The sequence below is a fragment of the Flavobacterium sedimenticola genome (genome assembly GCF_030053345.1).
Lineage (GTDB): Bacteria > Bacteroidota > Bacteroidia > Flavobacteriales > Flavobacteriaceae > Flavobacterium > Flavobacterium sedimenticola.
The window spans coordinates 1-24660 of record NZ_JASGBP010000008.1 but is presented as its reverse complement, the minus strand read 5'-3'; the positions used below and the strand labels follow the sequence as shown (position 1 = coordinate 24660).

The following is a 24660-nucleotide window of genomic DNA, read 5'->3' as shown; positions in this document are numbered from 1 at the left end:
ATTTAAAATGAATACTGATAGTGTAGTCCGGCAACAAAACTTCTGGTTAAACCATCCGGTCTTATGGTTCTGACGACAAAAGGGGTTGCCAAAGAAAGTTCTATTGAACTTTGAGGAGAAAGTTTACAGGAAGTCAACAAATTTCCGTTAATCGTCAATCCGTCCGAACCTCTAATCTTTTCGCGTTCACCAAAGATACTTTCATAGCTGTCCTCTCCCAGGTGATAGATGAACAAGACGTTGGGTTTGAAAGTAATTTTTTGGTTTGCCACCGGTATGGAATAGATGGCCCGAACCAAAGCATCGGGTTGGCGGTGAAACAAATTGGTTGACGGAAAATCATCGGTACCCGCATATTCGCTGAAATAAGAATTTTTATTTAAATTAACGACTGGTATTTGAAGCGCGCCATTGAAACTCCATTGTTTGTACTGATAATTGGCTCCGACAAATACATCGATGGTTCCCAAGCTCGATTGATAATCCAGCGGCAGGGAATAACCGTTAATTTTTAAGTTGGATGCCGTAAAAGGAAACTTCAACCCCAACAAAGCACTCCATTGCCGTTGGTTCTTTTCTGTAAAGGCATAATTCCCAACTAAAAACGCATCACCAAATTGACTTCGGGTGCCAAAACTTCCCGAGGCAGTTGAAAAAGTTACTTTAGCCGTAAACGAATACTGTTCGTTGAATCGTTTGGTATACGAAACGTAAGGCGAAACATAAACCAAATCGGCTTCTCCCAAACTGTAAATTGCGGAAATTTCCAGTTTGTTTTTAAAGGCCGTTTTCTCTTGTTGAAATCCTTTGTTGATGGAACAAATTCCGGCATCACTACATCCTTGAGCATACCCAATATTTACAAGGAGCGCACCTGTTATTATCAATAGCTTTTTTTTCATGGCCTTCAGTTTTGCTGTAATTCCGCTATGGCAAACAAATGATTGTATTGCTGACAATGGATTAAAACATGGGAATACGCACTCACTTGAATTCCAGCTGGAATCGTATATACTGTTTGTTGGGTTAAATTTCCCAGGTTTACAAATTGCGTAGGCGCAGCAGATTTAGACAAATAGACTTTCAAATCAGGGCCATCGGAAATAGAAAAATTCTCCAATTGTACCTTAAATTGGTTATTTTCAAAATAGATTTTGGCTTCACCACTAACCATAATACCGGAAGTAGGCACAAAACTGCCGTAGTACCATAACATGGATTCCGGGTTTATTGTTTCCGTATTCTGATTTTGTGTAAGCACGCCTTCTTCTTGGCAAGACAAAAAATAAAGAAATAAAATGGATAACAGTGCTTTTTTCATCGCTTTCGTTTTTACAGTCACAAAGCTATAACGAAGCAAAAAGCGGAATTGTCGGGTAGTTTACATTTGACCCAAAAAAAATTAAAACTTCGAAATATCTTCGATGATAATTTCTTTTCGACCGTAATGCATCAGGCCGTTTTCTTCCAGTTCATTTAACAGAACGGTAGCCGTTTGACGCGATGTACAGATAATTTGGGCGATGTCGTTTTGGGTCAGGTAATTTTCAATGATAATTCTGTTACCGTCGCGTTTGCCGTCGCGCTCTGCCCAATCTTTTATAAAAGTAAGCAAGCGGGTTTTGGCATCTTTAGACACCAAATTGGCGTAATTATTTTTGATGCGCTTTAACTTTAACCCCACAAACTTGGTATAGGACAAGGCCAAACCGGGATTGCGCAACAACAAATCTTCAAAGTCAGATAACAGAAAACTACAAATGATGATGTCATCGGTCAGTGCTTTGGCATATTCGTTTGAGTTTTTATCATTTTCCAGCGTTAATTCGCCAAACAGATCGCCTTTTTCGATAATGTCTTTGATGGTTTCGTTCCCGTTTTCATCCACGGAAACAATTTTGATTTTGCCTTTTTTGAGCAAAAAAACACGCGGTACATCCGAAGAAGAGAAATAAATGATATCGCCTTTCTTGGCTTTTTTAAAACCGGTAATGATACACAACTGCTTAATTTGGTTCATGCTCAATGTCCAAAACAACTTGTGATCGCGGAGGTACCAATATTTAAGTTCTTCATACATAGCGTAAATGTATACATTTTTAGAAATAAAAAACCCTTCCAAAAAAAATTGAAAGGGTTTTTGTTTTGATTCTTATTTTGATTACGAAACCAATCCTCTGGAAATTACAATTCTCTGTATTTCAGAAGTACCTTCGTAAATCTGCGTGATTTTAGCATCGCGCATCATTCGTTCTACGTGGTATTCGGCTACATACCCGTTTCCTCCGTGAATTTGTACGGCTTCGTTAGCCACTTCCAACGCCACTTCAGAAGCATATAACTTAGCCATCGCACCACTGTGTGCAATGTCTTTGCCTTCGTCTTTTTCAGCAGCAGCTTTCATGATTAATAGTTTAGCCGCGGTGATTTTCACATACATATCGGCCAATTTAAAAGCAATCGCTTGATGTTTGAAAATTTCTTTGCCGAACGCTTTTCTCTCGTTAGCGTATTTCAACGCCAATTCGTAAGCGCCCGTGGCGATACCTAATGCTTGAGACGCAATTCCGATTCTACCGCCGTTCAAGACATTCATGGCAAAGTTGAACCCGAAACCATCCGGTCCGATACGATTTTCTTTTGGCACTTTTACGTCGGTAAACATCAACGAATGCGTGTCACTGCCGCGGATACCCATTTTCTTTTCTTTTGGTCCGATTTCAAAACCTTCCCAACCTTTTTCTACGATAAAGGCATTGATTCCTTTGTGTCCTTTTTCCACATCGGTTTGTGCCATTACCAAATAGGTAGATGCGGTGCCTCCGTTGGTAATCCAGTTTTTGGTTCCGTTAAGCAAATAGTAATCGCCCATGTCTTTGGCGGTGGTTTTTTGCGAAGAAGCATCACTTCCGGCTTCCGGCTCCGACAAACAGAACGCACCAATGACTTCTCCTTTGGCCAACGGCACCAAGTATTTCATTTTTTGTTCTTCCGAACAGTATTTTTCCATTCCGGCACACACCAAAGAGTTGTTCACCGACATGATTACGGCAGCCGAAGCATCTACTTTGGCAATTTCGGTCATCGCCAATACATAAGAAACGCTGTCCAAACCGGCTCCGCCGTATTTCGGATCCACCATCATTCCCATAAACCCTAATTCCGCCATCATTTTGACTTGTTCGGTGGGAAACTTCGAATGTTCGTCTCTTTCTATTACGCCCGGCAACAATTCGGCTTGTGCAAAATCACGGGCCGCTTGCTGAATCATTAACTGCTCTTCGGTTAAATTAAAATCCATATATTGTAACGGTTATTGTTTGTTGTTTCTTTACTTTTGGTGCGCAAAAATAGGATTTAAAAGTTAGAATTTCAAACGTTTTCGTAATTTTAGCCAATGTTGAAAGAAAGTTATACGGTTGTCGGTGTGATGTCGGGTACTTCGCTCGATGGCGTCGATTTGGCGCACATCCGTTTCGCGGTAAATCACCAAAAATGGAGCTACGAAATTCTGGAAAGCGAGACCATCCCGTACACTGAAGATTGGTTAAACAAATTACGCACTGCGGTTGATTTTTCCAAACCGGCATTAAAACAACTCAACCACGACTACACCACCCTTTTAGGTAACATCATCAAAGATTTTATCCAAAAAAATAAAATCAAAAATCTCGATGCCGTTTGCAGTCACGGCCACACGATTTTGCACCAACCGCAAAACGGTTTCACTTTGCAAATCGGCAACTTAAAAGAAATTGCAACGATAGTAGGTCAAACCGTGGTGTGTGATTTTCGTGTGCAAGATGTAAAGCTCGGCGGTCAAGGTGCGCCTTTGGTGCCTATTGGGGACCGAATTTTATTTGCCGACTACGACTATTGCCTGAATTTAGGCGGATTTTCCAATATCTCTTTTGAACAAGACGGGAAGCGTATTGCGTTTGACATTTCGCCGGTGAATACCGTATTGAACTTTTACGCCAATCGTCTCGGCTTACCGTATGACGACAAAGGGGAAATCGCGCGCAGCGGGGAAACCGATATGGCCTTGTTGGAAGAATTGGACAACTTGTCGTACTACCAAAAACCGTATCCGAAATCGTTGGGCTTTGAATTTGTGAAAACCATCGTCTTGCCTTTGTTGGAAAGTTACGACCTTTCAGTTGAAGACAAAATGCACACGTTTATCAAACACATCGCCAAGCAAACCGCTTATGCTTTGCCCGAAAGAAAAGGCAAAATGTTGGTAACGGGCGGCGGCGCCTACAATACTTTTTTGTTGGAATGTATGCAAAATTATCTGTCTGAAATGACCATAGTAGTACCCGAGACCAAGACCTTAGAATACAAAGAAGCCTTGATTTTCGGGTTACTCGGCGTTTTAAAATTGCGCAAAGAAATCAATGTTTTGAGTAGCGTTACCGGGGCGAAAAAAGATCATAGCAGTGGCGTCATATTTCGTCCTTGATCGTGCCTGAAAATTCAAAATTTATTGCATTTCAAACCAATTTCATCATTTGCAATTCCTGATTCATAATTCTCAAATCCCTATATTTGCACCACAAACTAAATTACAAGCTAACTAAAACAAAGAATCTGAAGTGAGCTCAGATGATACACAATGAAAGACTTATTAAAAAAATTCGAAAACAAACAACCTGAAATTGTATTCCACTGGAAAGATAACGAAACCGATGCCGAAGGATGGACCGTAATTAACAGCCTTCGCGGTGGTGCAGCCGGTGGCGGAACCCGTATGCGCAAAGGATTGGACATGAACGAAGTATTGTCGTTGGCCAAAACCATGGAAGTAAAATTCTCGGTTTCCGGACCGGCCATTGGCGGTGCCAAATCGGGTATCAACTTTGACCCGAACGACCCGCGTAAAAAAGGTGTTTTACAACGTTGGTATAAAGCCGTTTCGCCACTATTGAAAAGCTATTACGGTACCGGAGGCGATTTGAATGTGGACGAAATCCACGAAGTTATTCCAATGACAGAGGAATGTGGTGTTTGGCATCCGCAAGAAGGGGTGTTTAACGGCCATTTCAAACCGACAGAAGCCGACAAAATCAACCGCATCGGACAATTGCGTCAAGGCGTAATTAAGGTCATCGAAAACCCAAAATTTTCTCCCGATGTGTTGCGCAAATACACAGTAGCCGATATGATTACCGGTTATGGTGTAGCCGAGGCCGTTCGTCATTATTACGATATATACGGCGGTGATGTACAAGGCAAAAAAGCCATCGTACAGGGTTTTGGCAACGTAGGTTCGGCCGCCGCTTTTTATTTGGCCGATATGGGTGCCAAAGTCGTAGGTATTATCGACCGAGACGGTGGTGTCATCAATGAAGAAGGTTTTTCATTTGAAGAAATCAAACGTTTATTTTTAAATAAAGACGGTAACAAATTGGTAGCTCAAAACATGATTCCGTTTGCCGAAATTAATGAAAGCATTTGGAAATTGGGTGCCGAAATTTTTGCCCCGTGTGCGGCTTCGAGATTGGTGACCAAAGACCAAGTCGATACCATGATTGCCTCGGGACTGGATGTCATTTCGTGTGGCGCCAATGTACCGTTTGCCGACAAAGAAATTTTCTTTGGTCCGATTATGGAAGAAACCGACAGCAAAGTGAGTTTGATTCCGGATTTCATCTCCAACTGCGGTATGGCTCGCGTTTTCGCTTATTTTATGGAGAAAAAAGTGCAGATGACCGACGAAGCAATCTTCTACGACATCTCGGAAACCATCAAAAAAGCCTTGGAAAAAGCCCATGGATTGAATTCGAGCAAGAAAAACATTAGTGCTACCGCTTTTGAAATTGCCTTGAAACAGTTAGTTTAATATATTTTTAAGCCAACTGTCTACAATATTTACTATTTTTAAGCGTTATATTGTAATAAACAACCAACAGGACAGCAATGAGTTTCGAATTATCTGAAAACGACAAAAAATCTTTAGCCATAACCACAGTGGTTTATGCCTTATTGTTACTGTTACTCTTTTTCTTGCGCTTTTGGCCTCCGGCCAACATGAAATTGATGGGCGGTGGCGGCGGTGGCGGTATTGAGATGAACTTTGGCGATAGTGATTACGGCATGGGCAATAATTACAAAAGTGAGGTTTTGAATGCGACCAATCAAACGAAGGTCACACCCACGACAACGTCTCCCGATGACGATGTGATTTCGGATGATACCGATGACGAAACCAATGTGGCCATTCCTAAAAAAGACAATGTCAAAGCACCGGTTGTTCCTAAAAAAGAGGTCAAACCCACACCCGAAAAACCGAAAGTTTCTCCTAATGCTAACGATGCATTATCGAGTATATTAAACGGCAATCGTGGCGGTGACGGAAACGATACGCGTGGCGGCAATAAAGGAAACGCTAACGGCAACTTAAACTCGAGCGGTTATTACGGCAGTGGCAGCGGTACCGGCAGTGGCGGCGGGAACGGTTCGGGTAACGGAACCGGAAGCGGTTCGGGAAGCGGCTCCGGCAGTGGGAGCGGAAGTGGTGGCGGCAACGGCAGCGGCTCCGGATATTCATTAGGCAACCGAAAAGCATTGAGCAAGCCACAACCCGATTACACGTGTCAGGAACAAGGACGCGTTGCTGTACAAGTGACCGTAGACCGAAACGGAAACACTATAAGTGTAACGGCGGGTGTTCAAGGAACCACGAATACTGCAAAATGTTTGCTTGACCAAGCGCGAATTGCAGCCATGCAAACCAAATGGCAAGCCGATAGCAATGCGCCTGAAAAGCAGGTTGGAAAAATAATTTACACCTTCAGCTTGAATTAAAACATAAAAAAATCCCATTCGAATGAATGGGATTTTTATTTTACTATAGCATCAATTTTACCAACCGTCAGCTTTCTTTTTCTTATCCATAAAAGTAACTAAACTTTTATTCAACTCGTTAAAAAGTGATTCGTATGCGGCCGGCACGTCATCTTTATACTTTTTTAAACTGCCGTCTTTATTGTAATACTCGGAAAAGTCATTTAAGTCATGCATCACAACAGTTGTTGCATTGTTAGGCTTCTCGGTAAGTCCGATGGCTTCGAATTTGAATCGGCCGTCCTTAAAGTTAATTTCAATCGTAAACGTGGCATACGTACACACATTCGTTCCACCGGCTTTACTGCAAAGAAAGTTCTCCTTGCCGCCTTCAATCACTAATTTTTCGCCTTCGACAGCAGTCACGACTTTGTAGCCTTTTTTGCTGTTCTCTTTCACCCAAGCCAAGGCCAAATTATAAGTATCTTTAGCCGAACCTTCAAAAGTAGTCACGATATAATCGGTTAATCCTTCTTTCGAAAAGTTAAATTCGGTATCTTGAGCAAAGGTCATGGATGTAAAAAACGCCATGACGGCTAACGCTTTTAGTTTCATCTTTGATTTATTAAAAATTTATTTAGGACTGGTTGCGATGACAAATTTGAGTTTATTTTTCACGCCTATTTGCAATACATCTACCAAATCTTGCACCTGCATGGTGGCCGGAATTCGAATGACAACGGTTTGTTGCTTTTCGGGATCCATTTTAGCCAGTAATTTGGTTTCCAATTGGTCAAAAATCACTTCCTCTTTGTCAATAAAAAAGCGCTTTTCTTCGGTTACCGAAAGCGTAATCAACTGCTTGTTGGTTTTTTCGTTGGTTTTCGATTTCGGCAGGGTCATTCGAATTACATTCGGATTGGCCAAAGTAGAAATGATCAGAAAAAACAACAACAGGAAAAACATAATGTCGCTCAACGAAGATGTGGCGACTTCTGCATGAAATCGTTTATTTCGCTTTATTGGCATGTGGTCGTTGAATTATGTTGACAAACTCTAATACTTGCTTTTGAATCACCAAGGAGAAATTATCAATTTTTCCGTTGAACAAGTGATAAGCTGCGTAGGCAATAATCCCTACAATCAAACCGGCTCCACTACTAATCATTTTCTCGTATAAACCGCCGGAAATATTTCCAATACTGATGTCTTCGGTTACCGAAATACTGTAGAAAATTTTAATTACTCCCGAAATGGTTCCGATAAACCCAATTGTTGGCGCAATCCCTGCAATCAAACCTAATTGGCCTAACTTTTTTTCCATATAACCAATTTCGATATTGGCGGCGCGTTCCATATTGGATTCGATTTCATTGATATGACGGCCAATGGTCAAAACACCTTCTTTAATAATTGTTCCTTGTGCATTTCCGGCTCTTTCTGCCGAATTCACCGCCATATCAATATTGGCATTGTTCAAATGATTACGGATATCCGACATCAAATGATTGTCGATTTTGGCTGCTTTGTGAATGTAGATGTAACGCTCAAAAATAATGTAAAGCGTATAAAACAATAAAAGAGCAATCGGAATCAAAAAAATCCCTCCTTTAAAAATAAACTCTAAAACGGAAACTTCATTGGTTAAAGCGGCATTGGTGGCGTCTGCTGTAGGTATGTTTTGAGCCAAACTATCCACTTGCAACTGTAAAAAGGTACTGATCATATTTATTAAATTTTGGGCTGTTAATTCTGAAAATAGTTTCAAATTTGTACGAACCAAATAGGCTTCACAATATAAACGAAAAAAAAATTAAAAAAGTATAGCTCTTGAATATTTTTTCCCAAAAATTATGAACTACGAAGAAACGCTACAGTGGATGTTTAATAAGCTCCCGATGTACCAAACACAAGGTGCTTCGGCCTATCGGAAAGACATCTCCAATACGGTTTTGTTAGCCAATCATTTGGGTAATCCCGAAAAAAAACTGCGTTGTATTCATGTGGCCGGAACCAACGGCAAAGGCTCTACTTCACATCTTTTGGCCTCTGTACTTCAGGAAGCCGGCTATAAAGTCGGACTTTATACGTCACCTCATTTAAAAGATTACCGCGAGCGCATCAAAATCAACGGCGAACCCATATCGGAAGCTGCCGTTTGCGAATTCATAGCCCGGAACCAATCGTTCTTTGAAGCACACCATTTGAGTTTTTTTGAGATGACTGTGGGTTTGGCTTTGGATTATTTTGCTCGACAAAAAACCGACATTAATGTGATTGAAGTAGGCATGGGCGGCCGGTTAGACTCCACCAACATCATCACGCCGCTACTCTCGGTCATCACCAATATCGGCTTAGATCACACCCAGTTTTTGGGTGACACGCTGGAAGCCATTGCTTTTGAAAAGGCCGGTATTATCAAAAACGAGGTCCCTGTGGTGATTGGCGAATACGGACCGGAAACCCAACCGGTTTTTAAGACGAAAGCGCAAGAAGCACATGCGGAGATATACTTTGCCTCTGATTTGATTCGGGATGTCTATCCCTCTGCTTTATTAGGCGATTACCAAATCCACAACCGCAAAACGGTTCAGCAAGCCCTAACCGTGCTGACGCAAAAAAATGAAATTCAAATTACGGAAAGGCATATTAAAAATGGATTTTTAAACGTTATTTCGAATACCGGACTTCAAGGCCGATGGCAACAATTGGGAACCCATCCGAAAATTATTGCCGACACGGCGCATAATGCGCACGGCTTAACCATCGTCATGAATCAGCTGAAAAAAGAAATTTTTAATCAATTGCATATCGTTTTGGGCGTGGTTAACGATAAAAATCTGGAAGAAATACTGCCGTTATTCCCTAAAGACGCTATCTATTACTTTTGCAAACCAAATATTCCGCGCGGATTGGATGCCGAAATTTTAAAACAAAACGCCGAGAAATTCAAACTTAAAGGTCAAATATATAATTCTGTTTCAAACGCTTATGAGAACAGTAAAAAAAAGGCAGCTGTCAACGACCTCATTTATGTAGGTGGCAGCACCTTCGTCGTTGCAGAAATTTTGTAATTTTTTTTCAATTTAATTTGCATTATCAAAAAACTGCCCTATATTTGCACCGCAATCAAGCACTAATCGGGCGATTAGCTCAGCTGGTTCAGAGCATCTCGTTTACACCGAGAGGGTCGGGGGTTCGAATCCCTCATCGCCCACAAGAAAACCGAAACATTAGTTTCGGTTTTTTTATTTTACAGCCGAATCCAATGCACGCTTTGGAACGAGGCGGTTAATAAAAAAAGTAAACACGGCATGACCGTGTTTTGGTTTTCTTGTTCAGGGTTCCCCAAAACGGAATCACCGAAGGTAATCCCGCATAACATGCCAATCTGACGTGAACTAAAGTTCGCCTACCTGAAGCCCACCGGGCTTCCTCCTTTTAATTTCAAATCTCATCGCCCACAAGAAAACCGAAACATTAGTTTCGGTTTTTTTATTTTACAGCCGAATCCAATGCACGCTTTGGAACGAGGCGGTTAATAAAAAAAGTAAACACGGCATGACCGTGTTTTGGTTTTCTTGTTCAGGGTTCCCCAAAACGGAATCACCGAAGGTAATCCCGCATAACATGCCAATCTGATGCGAACTAAAGTTCACCTACCTGAAGCCCACCAGCAACGCAAATCACCTTTGGGATTTTATTTTTCGGAGCACCCCAAACCATCTCAACAGAACCATCGCCCCGCCATCCGTTGTATCTCACTTCGTGAGGATGCCACTGCTGTCGGGGCTATGCCTGACCTTTACGGCTTTTAACCGCATAAAAAATACCTCCGGAATGGAGGCGTTTTTTTATTTTTTGACTATCATAAACTCCGATCGTCTGTTTTGCGCATCTTGTTCGGGAGTGCATTTCTTGCCGCATTTTACTTTTTGTTCCGTGCTGCCGTATCCTTTTCCGGAAATTCGATCCGGAGTAATTCCTTTAGAAATGACATACTGAACCGTAGACTGTGCTCGTCTTTCTGACAACGATAAATTATACGCATCAGAGCCGTTAGAATCGGTGTGCGATTTGACAAAAATGACCATGGCCGGATTTTCTTTCATCACTTTAACCAATTTATCCAATTCGGTCGCTCCTTGCGCTGTTATATTGCTCTTATCGTATTCAAAATAAATCGATTTCAAAATCACTTCTGTCTCAGTAATGATGACCGAAGTCGGTACCAGAGGCACTTCTACAATCGTTTCTCCGGACTGCAACGGAGCTATAGCGGCATCGGCCACTTCAAAATTTTTGGCTTTAACCTGAAGGCCGTAGTCCACTTTACAATCAATGTCATACGTTACTCTGCCCGAAGCATCTGATTGTTCGGCAGCAATCACATTTCCTTTACCATCCAAAATAGCCACCGAAGCTTCCGCAATAGGCGCTTTCGTTTTACTATTGGTCACCACAATTATCGCTTTGGCTCGGCAAGTCGGGATAGCTTGGTAAATAGCATCTGAACCGTTTCGGTTAGACGAAAAATAACCCACACGCTTTTCTTGATTAAAACTGAATGAGAAATCATCCTTCTCGCTGTTAATGGGTTTTCCCATGTTTTCAGGCTGAGTCGTTTGGTTTAAATCGATTTTAAACACATCATAACCACCATAGCCTTGACGACCCATGGAAGCAAAATACAGCGTATTGTTTTCGGCAATAAAAGGGAAATTTTCTCGGGAAGCGGTATTGACCAAAGCCCCTAAATTTTCGGGTTTCCCGTAGCTGTTACCCGTGATACTTACCTTCCAAATATCGGATTCCCCAAAACCCCCAGGCATATCGGAAGCAAAATAAAGGGTTTTGCCGTCGGCACTCAAACTCGGATTGGTAACGGAGTAGGTGGTACTGTTAAACGGCAGTGCTTCGACTACATTCCATTTGCCATCCGTTTTAACCGCTTTATAAATCCCTTGTCTACCAATTTTGATATTGGCCTTCTTGTTTTTCTCATATTGTCCTTCACTGTGACTGTCACGCGCAAAATACATCGTATTGCCGTCTTGGCTCAATGTAATCGGTCCGTCGTGAAAGGCTGTGTTGAGTTCTTTAACCGGCGTAGCTTCCGACAACGTCCCATTGGCATTTCTGCCGACCCGATAAATATCCAAATACGGCTGGTTGTTCCATTTATCCGTTCTGTTGGAGGCATTTCGGGTACTTGCAAAATACAGCTGATTATCCTGAGTCAACAACGCCCCGAAATTACTCTCGTCTTTCGCGTTAATATTGGTATCGGCTACATCAAAAGCCTTGGAGCTTGTTAAACTCGGAATGTAATCGGGATTGGCCAAATGCTCTTTTGCCCGTTCGTCCTTGGGCAACATTTTGGCAAACACATCCATTATCTTGTTGGCTTCCTGATATTTTCCCAATGCTTTTAGAGTTTGAGCATAGTGATAATACGTTTCGGCATCGACTGTTTTCCCTTTAATCGCTTTGGCAAACCATTTGGATGCATTTTCGGCATCAAAAACATTATAGTAACTTTCACCCAAGCGGGAAAAGATGTAAGTGTTCGCATTTTTGCTCTCCGCTAATTTGAGATATTCTTCAATGGCACCCACATATTGATAGGTGTCAAAAAGCATATCGGCCTTAACAGTTGTTTTATCTTGGGCTGATAAATGCGACATAAACAATAATGCACAAGCCGTAAGTAGTATGTTTTTCATGTGTAGAGTTTTAAAATCCAAGGAAATGCTACAGTAAATATAATTCAAAAAACAACACGTTTTGTTCTTTAGGCTAAATGCTCGAGAACTCGTTCTAAAGCCATCCCACGGGAACCTTTAATGAGTAAAACAGTATGGTCAAAAGAATGTGATGCCAAAAAACGAGTAAAGTCCTCAAACGATTCATAAAAATGAAGTCGGTTATCTCGGGTTGTATTGGCAAAAAAATCTTTTCCGATAAAATAACAGTCAAAATCGGCTTGCTGCTGCATCAAATCAACAATAGCTTTATGCTCCTGCAGGCTCTCTGCTCCCAGTTCATACATATCACCAAGAATGGCCACCTTGTTCGATTTTTTCAATTGTATAAAATTTTCCAAAGCAACTTTCATACTGCTAGGGTTGGCATTGTACGCATCTAAAATGATTTCATTGGTTCCTTTTTGCAATAATTGAGAACGATTATTTTCGGGTAGGTAACCTTCGATAGCGCTCTTGATATTTTCTATGGGAACGCCGAAATAATGCCCGATGGTTATCGCGGCACTAATATTATTGGCGTTATACAATCCAATCAAATGAGATTGTATAGTGACTCCATAAGCTTTAATTTGAACCAACGGATTGGCGCTAACGGCCTCTATAAAAACATCAGCCGTTTGATGTATCCGACTAAAGGTATACCGATTAAAATGAGCCGTTTTGGTGTCTTGTATGGCATCATCCAAATTGACAAAAGCCATTTTATGAGAGCCTATTAAATAATCGTACATTTCACTCTTGCCTTTAATCACACCTTCCACGCCACCAAAACCCTCGAGATGCGCTTTCCCGAAATTGGTAATAAAACCATAATCCGGTTGGGCTATATTACATAAAAAATCAATCTCCTTTTGATGATTCGCACCCATCTCTACGATACCAATTTCAGTTTCCGGGGTAAACGAAAGCAAGGTAAGCGGCACCCCGATATGATTGTTTAAATTCCCAACTGTGGCTTTGGTTTTGAACTTTTGGGATAATACTGCATGAATTAGCTCCTTGGTGGTGGTTTTGCCATTACTTCCCGTTAATGCTATTATAGGAAGCTTGAGGTATTCTCGGTGGAAAGTCGCTAACTTTTGCAGGGTTTCCAGACTGTTGTCAACCAAAATAGTTCTTTCATCAATACAATAGTCTTTGTTGTCTATAATGACATAAGCCGCTCCTTTTTGCAAGGCTTCTGCAGCAAAGGTATTGGCATCAAAACGTTCTCCTTTAATAGCCACAAAAATTGAATTCGGTTCAATTTTTCGGGTATCGATGGAAATGACAGGATGTTGTAAAAATAAATTGTGAATTTGTGGCAGGGTCATTTTCTACTCTTTATCTAAAAATAAAAGCCCTAAAAAGGGCTTTTACATATATCGAACAAAATTATTTTCTTTTCTTGTTGCGAGCTGATTTTTTGTGATCCGATTTAGGACCTACTCTCGACATGGCGCAACGGAAACCAATATAATCTGTGGCAATATCCTGAGGGAAGTACCTTCTTTGAGCAGGATCTAACCAATAAGCCCTGTCTCTCCAAGAACCGCCTTTGTAAACACGTACATTGTCGTTTACCAAAGTTGTTCTTTTGTTAGACTTGTCATATTTTTTAACCATGTTCCCTAAGCTGTCGGTAGACACATTGTGCTTAGGAGAATCATACATTCTTTGATCATCTCTCAATTTTCCTTTTTCATCACCTTCTTCAGAACCGAACTTAAAGTAACGGGTAGATTGTTTATCACCATCACGATAGTTTCTGTTATCTGATTTGTCAAAGTTTTGTCTCAAATAGGTTTCTTTATCATCTACCGGCACTTGAGCGATTTGACCAGGGAAATTGCGTGCTACAATTTTACCGTTAGACAAGGTATCAAACTGTTGTGTCTCAGCAGAAACTAATTCCACTTTTCCGTCTTCCCCAATCTTGTTTTTCATGTATACGTTACCTCTGTAATAGTTGAAGTCATTGGCTTCATCATCCACAATTGGTCTGTATACGTCGGCCACCCATTCGGCAACGTTTCCGGCCATATCATACAAACCGAAATCATTTGGTGGATACGATTTCACTTTATTGGTAATATCAGCACCGTCATCAGACCAACCGGCAATTCCGCCGTAATCCCCTTTACCTTGCTTGAAGTTAGCCAATTGATCGCCTCGCACCTGTCTTTTACCCGAACGAGTGTAGGCTCCTGACCATGGATATTTTTTCTGTCCTTTGTACGTATTATATTCTCTTTGCCCAACATCGGCTGCAGCTGCATACTCCCATTCTGCTTCAGTTGGCAATCGGTATTCCGGTAAAATTAATCCGGAAGTTCTTTGAGCATATACATTTTTAGGGCTGTTTCCTGCTGTATTGTTGGCTCCGGCATCAGCTGATTTTTTAGCAGGCGCTCCTTTTTGTCCTTTTTTCAACACAATTTTCTCGTCGCCACCCATAGCGGTAGATGGTGAAGCCAAATAAGCCTCTGTACTGAACACCTTATCAGCACTCACATCAGTTACCTTAGCATCTTTTTTCAAGTAGCGTTGTTCTTCTAAAATTTTCTCGTTTACGCGGTCTGTTCTCCATTTGGCAAACTCAGTGGCTTGAATCCAATTCACTCCTACTACAGGATATTCCGCATAAGCCGGATGTCTCAAATAGTTGTTGGTCATCGTTTCGTTATATCCCAAACGATTTCTCCACACCAAAGTGTCGGGAGAAGCGCCTTCATAAATGTTTTTGTAATTTTCCTGATCCGGTGGAAACACGGTTTTTAACCAACTCAAATACTCCATGTACATCATGTTGGTCACCTCGGTTTCGTCCATATAAAAAGACATCACGTGTTGCTGATTAGGCGTGTTGTTCCAATCGTGCATCACATCATCCTGAACCTTACCCATTGTAAATGTTCCACCTTCAACCAACACCAAACCCGGTCCTGTAGCTTGTTTTTTAAACTTAGAGGCATACTGAAAACCACCCTTTTTATCGTTGATTTTCCACCCCGTTGCTCTGGAACCGCCTTTAGAATCGGATTTTTTACTACAACTAGTAAAACCAATCATTATCACTAGTGACAGTAATAATTTTACAGCAATAATTTTGTTTACTTTCATAATTCTTTTTAGTAGGTAAAAATTTAGAGGCGCAATATAAGAATTAACATTTACATTGCAACATCTTTTTTAATTAATACTAAATTCGCCGTTTACAGACGCATTTCATATACAACGCAAAAATAATAGTTTTATTGTATTTTGTTTCAAAAAAAAAAAAATTTTGCTTTCTTATACTTTTTTGGTGAATTTTACGTTTATTACAGACTATGAAAAAGATATTTATTGTTTTACTTATACTCTCTGCATGTAGCGCTATTTCACAAGAGGAGGGAAAAATCACGCTGAATTGGACAGAAAAAAAAGCCTATCCCTATGGTAATTCATCTTATTCATTACCCCAATTTAATCCGGAAAATTTTCAATTCAACAACTACAACAAAACACTTCAATATGTGTTGAAAATCAAGTTGACCAATCCGGCCAACAATAATGCGCTTCAACTGAGCAATCTCGTTTTTGAAAACATTGATGAAAGCCAATTAGGCTCGTTATCGACCAAAGACATTCCTAGTTCCATACGTCAATCCTTTAAAAATATAACTGCCCGAGATTTGTATTTCGGATTGATAACGCTTTCTCCTATTATTAAGGACGGAAACACCTATAAAAAACTAGTCTCTTTTGACTACGCCATTTCTCGAAGCAGTGAAAGAATACAAAACACGCAAAACAATGTCTCCGCCATCACCAACTCTGTTTTGGCTACCGGTAGTTGGTATCGTTTTTATGTTGAAAAATCAGGCGTGTACAAAATCTCCAAAAGCTTTTTGCAAAGTTTAGGTCTTAACACCAATGTTGACCCCCGAAAAATTAAAATTTACGGCAACGGCGGACGAATGTTACCGCTCCTCAACTCCGTTTCTTATCCCATGGACTTGGAAGAAAACGCCATACAGTTTATAGGAGAAAACGATGGTATCTTCGATAGTCAAGATTACATTCTTTTTTATGCTGAAGGTGTTGATAATTGGAATGAAGACTATTTGAGCAATAATAACATCTATGGGGATCGCTCCTATTATTATGTAACCGCCCAAGGCAGTAACGGAAAAAGAATCGCCGACATGACACAACCTTCCGGAGCGGCAACTGTCAGTATTACCACTTTTAACGACTATCTTTTTCACGAAGAAGACAACAACAATTTGGAAAAATTAGGACGAATGTGGTTTGGCGAAGATTTCAGCATTGACAATCAAAGAGATTTTAACTTCAAAATACCCAATGTTGTAACTGCTACGCCAATGCAATTGATGGTTCACGTAGCTTCTATTACCAGCAGCAGCACTGACTATAAAATAGAGACCAACGGACAAGTGGCCGGAACAATCAACATTGTTGTACCGCCGTCAACAGGTGAGCAAGGCGTTTTTGACAAATCGTTTACCACTAATGTTACCGGAACCGAAGACTTTAAAGTGACTATTACGTATGACAATTTGGGCGTGCCTACAGCCAGAGGATTTTTAGACTTTATCAACATCAAAGCGACCAGAAACCTCAAAGGATACGGCAAACAATTCAGATTTCAATACGATATGGCCGCTTCTTTAGCAGGCATTGGCGAGTATCAAATTACTACCGCAAACAACATTACGCAAGTTTGGGACATTACCGATATTTATAATGTAACCAAAATTGAAAACAGCGGTCAAAGTAATTTTTCCTTCAAATCTGATTTAGGAGCCATCAAAAAATACATCGCTGTTGACCCGGCTGATTACTACAGTCCGTTAAAAGAGTCTAAAACTAAAGTCGATAATCAAAACATCAAAGGCACTGTATTCAATAATGCACAAGGTCAATTTGAAGACATAGATTATCTGATAGTATCTCCAAAATTTCTGGCAACTCAAGCCGAGAAGTTAGCTAACTTTCATCGAAACTACGCCGGGCTTAAAGTCAGAGTTGTTACCCTAGAGAGCATCTATCAGGAATTTTCGTCCGGAAAACAAGACATCGGTGCCATCCGAAACTTTGTTAAATATGTGTACAACAACGCCTCATCTGCGGACAATCGTGTAAAATATCTAAATCTTTTCGGCGATGGCTCGTATGATTTTAAAGACCGTGTGGCCAACAACACCAATATTGTTCCGGTATACCAAGCCATCAACAGCTTCACCGAAGGCGAAATATCATTTGCCACTGATGATTTTTACGGTATGATGGATGACGACGAAGGCCGACTTGACGTTGGATTTTACTTTCTCAACAGCCCGTTGGGTTCCAATATTGATGTGGGTGGAATTGACATCGCAGTAGGGCGAATGATTGTGAGCTCAGTACAACAAGCCGAAGAAATGGTCAACAAAGTCATCGAATACCACGACATTAAATCCTATGGCAGTTGGCGCACCAACTACGTGGCTATCTCTGATGATTCAGACAAAACGACCGACAGTACGCTACAAGACAGACAAAATAATTTGACTGATGTTATTGTGACACAGAAACCCTTTATAAACTTCAAAAAAATCTTGTTAGACTCGTACCAACAGGAAACCTCTGCCGGCGGGAAACGGTATCCGAAAGCTCGGGAAGAAATTTTCTCGGCATTCGAGAAAGGAGCCTTGGTGTTTAATTATTTAGGACATGGTGGCGAAGACGGTTTATCAGGGGAGCGCATTTGGGAAAAATCCGATGGACAAAATTTGGCCAACCGATACAAATATCCGCTATTCATCACCATTACTTGTGATTTCTCCCGATTTGACAACCCATACCGCCCAACGGCCGGCGAATACACTTATTGGAATCCAAGAGGCGGTGCCATTTCAATGATTACCACCGTTCGTTCCATCGGTCAAGGCAATGCCGAGGTTTTCAACGATCGATTGGCCCAATATTTATTTGCTTACGGCAGCAACACCTACACCTCGATAGCTGAAGCGCTTCGTTTAGCTAAAAACTACAGCCCAAACCGTTCCACCAATGTCGTTTTCTATTTAGGTGATCCGGCCTTAATGCTGGCTATCCCTAAACCTAAAGTGGTTTTAACCAAAGTTAACGACATGCCGATAACCGGTCCGATTGACGATTTTAAATCGTTAGCATTTGTCAAATTAGCCGGTGAAGTTTTAGACGAAAACAACAACTTACTCCCAACCTATAACGGAGAGTTATCTGTTAATGTTTTTGATAAAAACGTAGTTCGATCCACATTGAACAACGACAGTTACAGTCCGCCGATAAATTTCACCAATTTAGGAGAAACCATTTTCAGAGGCAATGCTTCTATCAATGCCGGGAAGTTTGAGTTTGGGTTTGTAGTACCTCGCGATATTCGGATACCGGTAGACAACGGAAGAATCAGCTTCTATGCGAAGAGAAATCAAATCTTACTCGACAAAACCGGATACAATACGGACATTAAAATCGGAGGCATCAATCCCAACGCCGTAGCAGACAACACCGGTCCGCGGGTAAGATTATACATGAATGATGAAACGTTTGTCAATGGTGGCATTACCAACGAATCCCCTTTCTTTTTAGCGATATTGGAAGACGAGCACGGCATCAATACCGCCAGTGGAATCGGTCATGACATTGTAGGAATCTTAGACGGCGACGAAAGCAATCCGTACATCATGAATGATTATTACGAAACCGAGTTGGATGATTACACCAAAGGAAGAGTATACTTCCCTTACCGAAACCTAGCGCCGGGATTACACACCATTACTTTCAAAGCTTGGGATGTGTACAATAATCCGATTACAGCCGAAATTCAATTTGTGGTGGTGGGTGATGACAAGGTAGCATTGAGTAATGTGTTAAACTATCCTAACCCTTTCGTGAATTATACCGAATTTTGGTTTTCACACAACAGACCTTTTGAACCCTTGGAAGTTCAGGTTCAAGTGATGACTATTACCGGTAAAATTGTATGGACTAAAAATCAAACCGTGACCACCGATGGTTTTCTTTCCAGAGACATTACATGGGACGGTAAAGACGACTTTGGTGACCGCATCGGGAAGGGCGTTTATGTTTATAAACTGACCGTAAAGTCCACTTTATCGAATAAAAAAGCAGAAAAAATAGAAAAACTTGTTATCCTTTAGGAAAATACTATATTTGTTAACTTTTATAAAAATGACGATGAAAAAAATTGCAATCTTATTTCTACTACTATCCACTATACCTTCTATAAACGCCCAACAAGACAGTAGAGTTATTACCACCGGAGTTCCGTTTTTGTTAATCGCTGCCGATGCTCGTGCTGCCGGTATGGCCGATCAAGGAGTGGCTACTTCTGCAGATGCTTTTTCACAACAGTGGAATCCGGCCAAATATGCGTTTGCGTTAGACAAACAAGGCTTTACCGCCAGTTATACTCCCTATCTAACTGATTTAGTTAACGACATCTCGTTAGGTCAAGCTACCTATTACAACAGAATCAACGAAAGAAGTGCATTTGCCGGTAGCTTACGTTATTTTGGTTTAGGAGAAATTGAGCTCCGACAAAATGCCGAGGATCAACCTCAAATTGTAAAGCCGAATGAATTGGCTTTAGACGCGTCTTATTCCTTGAAATTGAGTGAAAAATTCGCCATGGCAGTTAGTGGAAGATACATCCGCTCAGCACTTAGAATTCCGACCGGAGAAGGCGATGCCAAACCGGCCAGTAGTTTTGCCGTAGATATTTCCGGGTTTTACCAAGGTGAAGAAACGGCACTAGCCGATTTTAACGGAAGATTGCGATTGGGTTTCAACTTTCAAAATTTAGGTCCGAAAATCAATTACGATGCCGGATCATCTGATGACAATAGTGCCAACTTCCTGCCGGCTAACATGCGATTGGGGGGTGGGTACGACTTCATTTTTGACGAATACAACAAAGTATCGGTAAGTTTAGAATTGGCCAAGTTGTTGGTACCAACGCCTCAAAGTGCCGATTTGGATGGCGATGGCTTAATCACTACTCAGGAAGAAATTGATTTACGAGATCAAAACAACCGAGAATATAACAAGGTAAATTGGGTTTCCGGTATTTTTAAATCGTTTAACGATGCCCCGGGAGGTTTTAGCGAAGAACTCAAAGAGTTTACGTACTCCTTAGGTGCTGAGTATTTATACCAAGAATCATTTGCCATGCGTTTGGGTTATTTCCACGAAAGTCCGGAAAAAGGCGCCCGACAATTTTTCTCTTTGGGTGCCGGATTCAAATACAACGTAGTTAAAGTAGATGTATCGTATTTGTTCTCGGCTTCAAAAGTGAAAAACCCGCTTGAAAACACCCTGCGCTTTTCGCTCACGTTTAGCTTTGGTGACAAATACGAAGAATATTAATAGTTAATAGGTACAACAAACAACATCCAAATTTCTCTTTTGAAATTTGGATTTTTTTTCCTCAATAATGAAACACATAAACATCAACACCTCCTTTACGGTTTTTGCTTCGGCCGAAGAACTGCCGCTGGAAATTCAATCCTTAATGAAAGAAGCCGTTGCCATCCGAAAAAAAGCCTATGCCCCCTACTCTCATTTCAGAGTCGGCGCTGCGATACTCTTGGATAACGGCAAAATTGTTTTAGGTTCTAATCAGGAAAATGCCGCTTACCCGTCGGGTTTGTGCGCAGAGAGAGTCGCTATTTTTCAAAGCGGCGCCATCTATCCCGATGCTAAGATTGTAAAAATGGCTATCTCTGCGGCTTCCGATACCAACGAAACCAAATCTCCGATTCCGCCATGCGGTGCATGTCGCCAATCCATTTCAGAATATGAGTTCAAACAAGACCAAAGTATCGAGATTTATTTTATGGGAGAAACCGGAGAGGTTTACAAATCCGATTCGATTAAAAATTTACTACCGCTCAGCTTCGACAAAAACTTCCTGTAGAAAGTAAAATTTACTGCTATTAAATTTTACTTCTTACGGGGAATGTTTTACTTTTGCCTTCCGACAGTTCGGAACGCAAATTTGTGTGAGGAAACTATTTGCTTTTACTTAAAACAAAGATTCAAAAACACGTTAGCAAACAATCAAAATGAAAGAAATTACGAAAGATGTTTACTTAAAATGGTATGAAGACATGCTGTTTTGGAGAAAGTTTGAAGACAAACTGGCTGCGTTATATATTCAGCAAAAAGTAAGAGGGTTTCTTCACCTGTACAATGGTCAAGAAGCTGTACTGGCGGGTGCTTTACACGCCATGGACCTATCCAAAGACAAGATGATTACAGCCTACCGAAACCACGTGCAACCTATCGGTATGGGTGTAGATCCCAAAGCCGTAATGGCCGAGTTACTGGGTAAAGTAACCGGAACTTCCAAAGGTATGGGAGGATCCATGCACATCTTTTCTAAAGAACACGGATTTTACGGAGGTCATGGTATCGTAGGAGCACAAATTCCTGTTGGTGCCGGAATGGCTTTCGCCGATAAATATTTTAATACCGGTGGTGTAACCCTAACCTATTTTGGGGATGGTGCCGCCCGTCAAGGTTCCTTACACGAAGCCTTCAATATGGCCATGTTGTGGAAATTACCCGTAGTTTTCATCTGTGAAAATAACGGGTATGCGATGGGAACATCGGTAGAAAGAACCGCTAACCACACCGATATCTGGAAATTAGGTTTAGGCTACGAAATGCCTTGCGGTCCGGTAGACGGCATGAATCCGGTAAAAGTGGCCGAAGCCATGCACGAAGCCATAGAACGAGCACGCCGTGGCGACGGACCTACTTTCCTCGAAATGAAAACCTATCGTTACAGAGGTCATTCGATGTCGGATGCCCAATTGTATCGCACCAAAGAAGAAGTGGATGAATACAAAAAAATAGATCCGATTACGCAAGTTCTCGATATCATCAAAGAGAAAAAATATGCCACTGACGCTGAAATTGAAGTGATTGACGAGCGTGTTAAAGATTTAGTAGAAGAGTGTGCCACCTTCGCAGAAGAATCTCCGTTCCCCGAAGCACAACAATTGTATGATGTGGTTTACGAACAAGAAAATTATCCTTTCATTCCTCACAGATTATAAGTATGGCAACAAAAGTAACCATGCCGCGTTTAAGCGACACGATGACCGAAGGAACCGTTGCTACTTGGTTAAAAAAAGTGGGCGACAAAGTTTCTGAAGGTGATATTCTAGCAGAAATTGAAACCGACAAAGCGACCATGGAATTTGAGTCGTTCAATGCCGGAACTTTATTATACATCGGTATCCAAGAAGGAGAAACCGCTGCCGTTGATTCGCTTTTAGCCATCATTGGCAAAGAAGGTGAAGATATTTCAGGATTAATTTCTGGAACAACTACTGAAGCACAAACCGAAGCTCCAGCTCAAACAGAACCCGCAACCAACAACCCGCAACCCGCAACCTCTTTACCAAAAGGTGTTGTAGTAGTAACCATGCCGCGTTTGAGCGATACGATGACTGAAGGAACTGTAGCTACTTGGCTGAAAAAAATAGGTGACGAAGTGAAAGAAGGCGATATCCTGGCCGAAATCGAAACCGATAAAGCCACGATGGAATTCGAATCTTTCAATGCCGGAACTTTATTGTATATTGGTATTCAAGAAGGACAATCGGCACCCGTAGACAGCGTTTTAGCCATCATAGGGCCTGCCGGAACTGACATTGCCGGTGTGGCAGAAAACTTCAAAAAAGGAGTTGTTGCACCAGCTTCGGCTCCAACAGAAAGCGCCTCCGCTCCAACAACAGCTGCACCGATTGCCGTTGCAGATACTGCTTCAGCCGGAAGAATATTCGCTTCTCCATTAGCCAAACAAATCGCTAAGGATAAAGGTATCAATTTAGCTCAGGTAAAAGGGACCGGTGAAAACGGAAGGATTACCAAAAGCGATGTAGAAAACTTCACTCCGGCATCTGTTGCTGCTGCGCCGAGTCAAACAGCTCAACCGGCAACCGACATTCAACAACCAACAACTGTTGTTAAACCATTCGTACCGGCCGGAGAAAAATTCTCCGAGGAAATCAAAAACTCGCAAATGCGTAAAACCATTGCGCGTCGTTTGGCCGAATCGAAATTCACGGCTCCGCATTACTACTTAACTATTGAGGTAAGTATGGATGAAGCGATGAAATCGCGCGCGGTTATAAATACCGTACCCGACACCAAAGTATCGTTCAATGATATGGTGGTAAAAGCTTGTGCGATGGCTTTGAAAAAACACCCGCAAGTAAACTCACAATGGAGAGAAGATGCGATGATTATCAATCACCATGTAAATATTGGCGTAGCTGTAGCTGTTGAAGACGGCTTGGTTGTTCCGGTTTTGAACTTTACCGATCAAATGAGTTTATCCCAAATTGGTGCCGCGGTTAAAGATTTAGCCGGAAAAGCCAAAAACAAGAAACTGACTCCGGCCGAAATGGAAGGCAGCACCTTTACGGTTTCCAACTTAGGCATGTTCGGTATCCAATCGTTTACCTCCATCATTAACCAGCCTAATTCGGCTATTCTTTCTGTAGGGGCTATCGAAGAAAAACCGGTGGTGAAAAACGGTCAAATCGTGGTGGGCAACACCATGACCCTGACTTTAGCCTGCGACCACAGAACCGTTGATGGTGCTACCGGAGCGCAATTTTTGCAAACGTTACGGATTTATCTCGAAAATCCGGTAACCATGTTAGCATAACAAAAAAGAATACCTTATAAACAAGTAAAACCCGCTCCAAAGAGTGGGTTTTTTTATTGGGCGTGTCTCGTTCCAAAAAACGAGACCGGGCTGTCCGTTTTATCTTTTTACTGTTACAAGCTTTATGCTAATTTAGACACTCTTTTAAACAGTAAAAAGGATGCCACTGCCATCCCTCACGCGAACCATCGCTCTAATAACAAACCTTTGAAATTAAAAGGAGCAAGCCCGGTGGGCTTGAGGTAGTTTTGATTTATCAAAACCATATAAAACAAGAAACCCCATCCGTTAGGATAGGGTTTCAAAAAAAAAAAGGCGGCGACATACTCTCCCACATTACTGCAGTACCATCTGCGCAGTCGGGCTTAACTTCTCTGTTCGGAA

19 protein-coding genes, 1 tRNA gene and 1 rRNA gene are annotated in these 24660 nt (G+C 41.4%); 10 read left to right on the top strand and 11 right to left on the bottom strand.

The window, feature by feature from the left end; translation table 11 throughout:
* Positions 1 to 2: 2 nt before the first annotated feature.
* The 4 genes from QHT84_RS11345 to QHT84_RS11330 all read right to left on the bottom strand — a co-directional run bounded on the left by QHT84_RS11345 (position 3) and on the right by QHT84_RS11330 (position 3301).
* Entirely contained in the window at positions 3 to 902 is a 900-nt protein-coding gene (locus tag QHT84_RS11345) for a PorP/SprF family type IX secretion system membrane protein (RefSeq protein ID WP_283239686.1), read from the bottom strand.
* 5 nt (positions 903 to 907) lie between these two features.
* Entirely contained in the window at positions 908 to 1321 is a 414-nt protein-coding gene (locus QHT84_RS11340) for a DM13 domain-containing protein (RefSeq protein WP_283239685.1), read from the bottom strand.
* Positions 1322 to 1402: 81 nt separating this feature from the next.
* Positions 1403 to 2080, bottom strand: coding sequence for a Crp/Fnr family transcriptional regulator (locus QHT84_RS11335; RefSeq protein WP_283239684.1), 678 nt, complete (start codon positions 2078 to 2080; stop codon positions 1403 to 1405).
* Between the two features lie 81 nt (positions 2081 to 2161).
* Entirely contained in the window at positions 2162 to 3301 is a 1140-nt protein-coding gene (locus tag QHT84_RS11330; RefSeq protein WP_283239683.1) for an acyl-CoA dehydrogenase family protein, read from the bottom strand.
* 96 nt (positions 3302 to 3397) lie between these two features.
* Here QHT84_RS11330 and QHT84_RS11325 point away from each other — a divergent pair, with 96 nt between their 5' ends.
* The 3 genes from QHT84_RS11325 to QHT84_RS11315 all read left to right on the top strand — a co-directional run bounded on the left by QHT84_RS11325 (position 3398) and on the right by QHT84_RS11315 (position 6810).
* Complete coding sequence (locus QHT84_RS11325) at positions 3398 to 4465, top strand: anhydro-N-acetylmuramic acid kinase (protein WP_283239682.1); 1068 nt, start codon at positions 3398 to 3400, stop codon at positions 4463 to 4465.
* A gap of 153 nt (positions 4466 to 4618) precedes the next feature.
* Positions 4619 to 5845, top strand: a complete 1227-nt coding sequence (locus tag QHT84_RS11320) for a Glu/Leu/Phe/Val dehydrogenase dimerization domain-containing protein (protein WP_283239681.1) — start codon at positions 4619 to 4621, stop codon at positions 5843 to 5845.
* Between the two features lie 77 nt (positions 5846 to 5922).
* Positions 5923 to 6810, top strand: coding sequence for an energy transducer TonB family protein (locus QHT84_RS11315; RefSeq protein ID WP_283239680.1), 888 nt, complete (start codon positions 5923 to 5925; stop codon positions 6808 to 6810).
* 57 nt (positions 6811 to 6867) lie between these two features.
* On the opposite strand, the gene QHT84_RS11310 is transcribed toward QHT84_RS11315, so the two are convergent.
* From QHT84_RS11310 to QHT84_RS11300, 3 genes are read right to left on the bottom strand one after another with little or no spacing between them, the layout of a single operon-like run.
* On the bottom strand, positions 6868 to 7404 hold the full coding sequence (locus QHT84_RS11310) for a hypothetical protein (protein ID WP_283239679.1): 537 nt from the start codon (positions 7402 to 7404) through the stop codon (positions 6868 to 6870).
* 18 nt (positions 7405 to 7422) lie between these two features.
* The gene (locus QHT84_RS11305) at positions 7423 to 7818 is read right to left on the bottom strand and encodes an ExbD/TolR family protein (RefSeq protein ID WP_283239678.1); all 396 of its coding nucleotides are present in this window, start codon (positions 7816 to 7818) and stop codon (positions 7423 to 7425) included.
* The gene (locus QHT84_RS11300; protein ID WP_407649244.1) at positions 7799 to 8512 is read right to left on the bottom strand and encodes a MotA/TolQ/ExbB proton channel family protein; all 714 of its coding nucleotides are present in this window, start codon (positions 8510 to 8512) and stop codon (positions 7799 to 7801) included. The genes QHT84_RS11305 and QHT84_RS11300 overlap by 20 nt, the downstream gene beginning before the upstream one ends.
* A 130-nt stretch (positions 8513 to 8642) precedes the next feature.
* Between QHT84_RS11300 and QHT84_RS11295 the strand changes: the two genes are divergently transcribed.
* The gene (locus QHT84_RS11295; RefSeq protein WP_283239676.1) at positions 8643 to 9863 is read left to right on the top strand and encodes a bifunctional folylpolyglutamate synthase/dihydrofolate synthase; all 1221 of its coding nucleotides are present in this window, start codon (positions 8643 to 8645) and stop codon (positions 9861 to 9863) included.
* 68 nt (positions 9864 to 9931) lie between these two features.
* A tRNA-Val gene (locus QHT84_RS11290) sits at positions 9932 to 10006 on the top strand.
* A gap of 637 nt (positions 10007 to 10643) precedes the next feature.
* Here the strand turns inward: QHT84_RS11290 and QHT84_RS11285 are convergent.
* The 3 genes from QHT84_RS11285 to gldJ form a co-directional block, all read right to left on the bottom strand.
* Positions 10644 to 12515, bottom strand: a complete 1872-nt coding sequence (locus tag QHT84_RS11285; RefSeq protein ID WP_283239675.1) for an OmpA family protein — start codon at positions 12513 to 12515, stop codon at positions 10644 to 10646.
* A gap of 68 nt (positions 12516 to 12583) precedes the next feature.
* Positions 12584 to 13870, bottom strand: coding sequence for a UDP-N-acetylmuramoyl-tripeptide--D-alanyl-D-alanine ligase (locus tag QHT84_RS11280; RefSeq protein WP_283239674.1), 1287 nt, complete (start codon positions 13868 to 13870; stop codon positions 12584 to 12586).
* A gap of 61 nt (positions 13871 to 13931) precedes the next feature.
* The gene (gene gldJ / locus QHT84_RS11275) at positions 13932 to 15659 is read right to left on the bottom strand and encodes a gliding motility lipoprotein GldJ (RefSeq protein WP_283239673.1); all 1728 of its coding nucleotides are present in this window, start codon (positions 15657 to 15659) and stop codon (positions 13932 to 13934) included.
* A 209-nt stretch (positions 15660 to 15868) separates the two neighbouring features.
* On the opposite strand from gldJ, the gene porU reads away from it, so the two are divergent.
* The 5 genes from porU (at position 15869) to QHT84_RS11250 (ending at position 24276) form a co-directional block, all read left to right on the top strand.
* Positions 15869 to 19729 (top strand): type IX secretion system sortase PorU, encoded by a 3861-nt coding sequence (gene porU / locus QHT84_RS11270; RefSeq protein WP_283239672.1) that lies wholly within the window; start codon positions 15869 to 15871, stop codon positions 19727 to 19729.
* Between the two features lie 37 nt (positions 19730 to 19766).
* On the top strand, positions 19767 to 20957 hold the full coding sequence (gene porV, locus QHT84_RS11265; RefSeq protein WP_283239671.1) for a type IX secretion system outer membrane channel protein PorV: 1191 nt from the start codon (positions 19767 to 19769) through the stop codon (positions 20955 to 20957).
* Between the two features lie 67 nt (positions 20958 to 21024).
* Entirely contained in the window at positions 21025 to 21507 is a 483-nt protein-coding gene (cdd, locus tag QHT84_RS11260) for a cytidine deaminase (protein ID WP_283239670.1), read from the top strand.
* Positions 21508 to 21655: 148 nt separating this feature from the next.
* The gene (pdhA, locus tag QHT84_RS11255; RefSeq protein WP_283239669.1) at positions 21656 to 22654 is read left to right on the top strand and encodes a pyruvate dehydrogenase (acetyl-transferring) E1 component subunit alpha; all 999 of its coding nucleotides are present in this window, start codon (positions 21656 to 21658) and stop codon (positions 22652 to 22654) included.
* Positions 22655 to 22656: 2 nt separating this feature from the next.
* Entirely contained in the window at positions 22657 to 24276 is a 1620-nt protein-coding gene (locus QHT84_RS11250) for a pyruvate dehydrogenase complex dihydrolipoamide acetyltransferase (RefSeq protein WP_283239668.1), read from the top strand.
* Positions 24277 to 24586: 310 nt separating this feature from the next.
* On the opposite strand, the gene rrf is transcribed toward QHT84_RS11250, so the two are convergent.
* Positions 24587 to 24660 (bottom strand): 5S ribosomal RNA (gene rrf, locus QHT84_RS14190); the annotation flags it as partial.

What these genes read in the sequence shown, in the direction of transcription:
- QHT84_RS11345 (WP_283239686.1), bottom strand. Translation starts at nt 902, where the DNA reads ATGAAAAAAAAGCTATTGATAATAACAGGTGCGCTCCTTGTAAATATT.
- QHT84_RS11340 (WP_283239685.1), bottom strand. Translation starts at nt 1,321, where the DNA reads ATGAAAAAAGCACTGTTATCCATTTTATTTCTTTATTTTTTGTCTTGC.
- QHT84_RS11335 (WP_283239684.1), bottom strand. Translation starts at nt 2,080, where the DNA reads ATGTATGAAGAACTTAAATATTGGTACCTCCGCGATCACAAGTTGTTT.
- QHT84_RS11330 (WP_283239683.1), bottom strand. Translation starts at nt 3,301, where the DNA reads ATGGATTTTAATTTAACCGAAGAGCAGTTAATGATTCAGCAAGCGGCC.
- QHT84_RS11325 (WP_283239682.1), top strand. Translation starts at nt 3,398, where the DNA reads ATGTTGAAAGAAAGTTATACGGTTGTCGGTGTGATGTCGGGTACTTCG.
- QHT84_RS11320 (WP_283239681.1), top strand. Translation starts at nt 4,619, where the DNA reads ATGAAAGACTTATTAAAAAAATTCGAAAACAAACAACCTGAAATTGTA.
- QHT84_RS11315 (WP_283239680.1), top strand. Translation starts at nt 5,923, where the DNA reads ATGAGTTTCGAATTATCTGAAAACGACAAAAAATCTTTAGCCATAACC.
- QHT84_RS11310 (WP_283239679.1), bottom strand. Translation starts at nt 7,404, where the DNA reads ATGAAACTAAAAGCGTTAGCCGTCATGGCGTTTTTTACATCCATGACC.
- QHT84_RS11305 (WP_283239678.1), bottom strand. Translation starts at nt 7,818, where the DNA reads ATGCCAATAAAGCGAAATAAACGATTTCATGCAGAAGTCGCCACATCT.
- QHT84_RS11295 (WP_283239676.1), top strand. Translation starts at nt 8,643, where the DNA reads ATGAACTACGAAGAAACGCTACAGTGGATGTTTAATAAGCTCCCGATG.
- QHT84_RS11285 (WP_283239675.1), bottom strand. Translation starts at nt 12,515, where the DNA reads ATGAAAAACATACTACTTACGGCTTGTGCATTATTGTTTATGTCGCAT.
- QHT84_RS11280 (WP_283239674.1), bottom strand. Translation starts at nt 13,870, where the DNA reads ATGACCCTGCCACAAATTCACAATTTATTTTTACAACATCCTGTCATT.
- gldJ (WP_283239673.1), bottom strand. Translation starts at nt 15,659, where the DNA reads ATGAAAGTAAACAAAATTATTGCTGTAAAATTATTACTGTCACTAGTG.
- porU (WP_283239672.1), top strand. Translation starts at nt 15,869, where the DNA reads ATGAAAAAGATATTTATTGTTTTACTTATACTCTCTGCATGTAGCGCT.
- porV (WP_283239671.1), top strand. Translation starts at nt 19,767, where the DNA reads ATGAAAAAAATTGCAATCTTATTTCTACTACTATCCACTATACCTTCT.
- cdd (WP_283239670.1), top strand. Translation starts at nt 21,025, where the DNA reads ATGAAACACATAAACATCAACACCTCCTTTACGGTTTTTGCTTCGGCC.
- pdhA (WP_283239669.1), top strand. Translation starts at nt 21,656, where the DNA reads ATGAAAGAAATTACGAAAGATGTTTACTTAAAATGGTATGAAGACATG.
- QHT84_RS11250 (WP_283239668.1), top strand. Translation starts at nt 22,657, where the DNA reads ATGGCAACAAAAGTAACCATGCCGCGTTTAAGCGACACGATGACCGAA.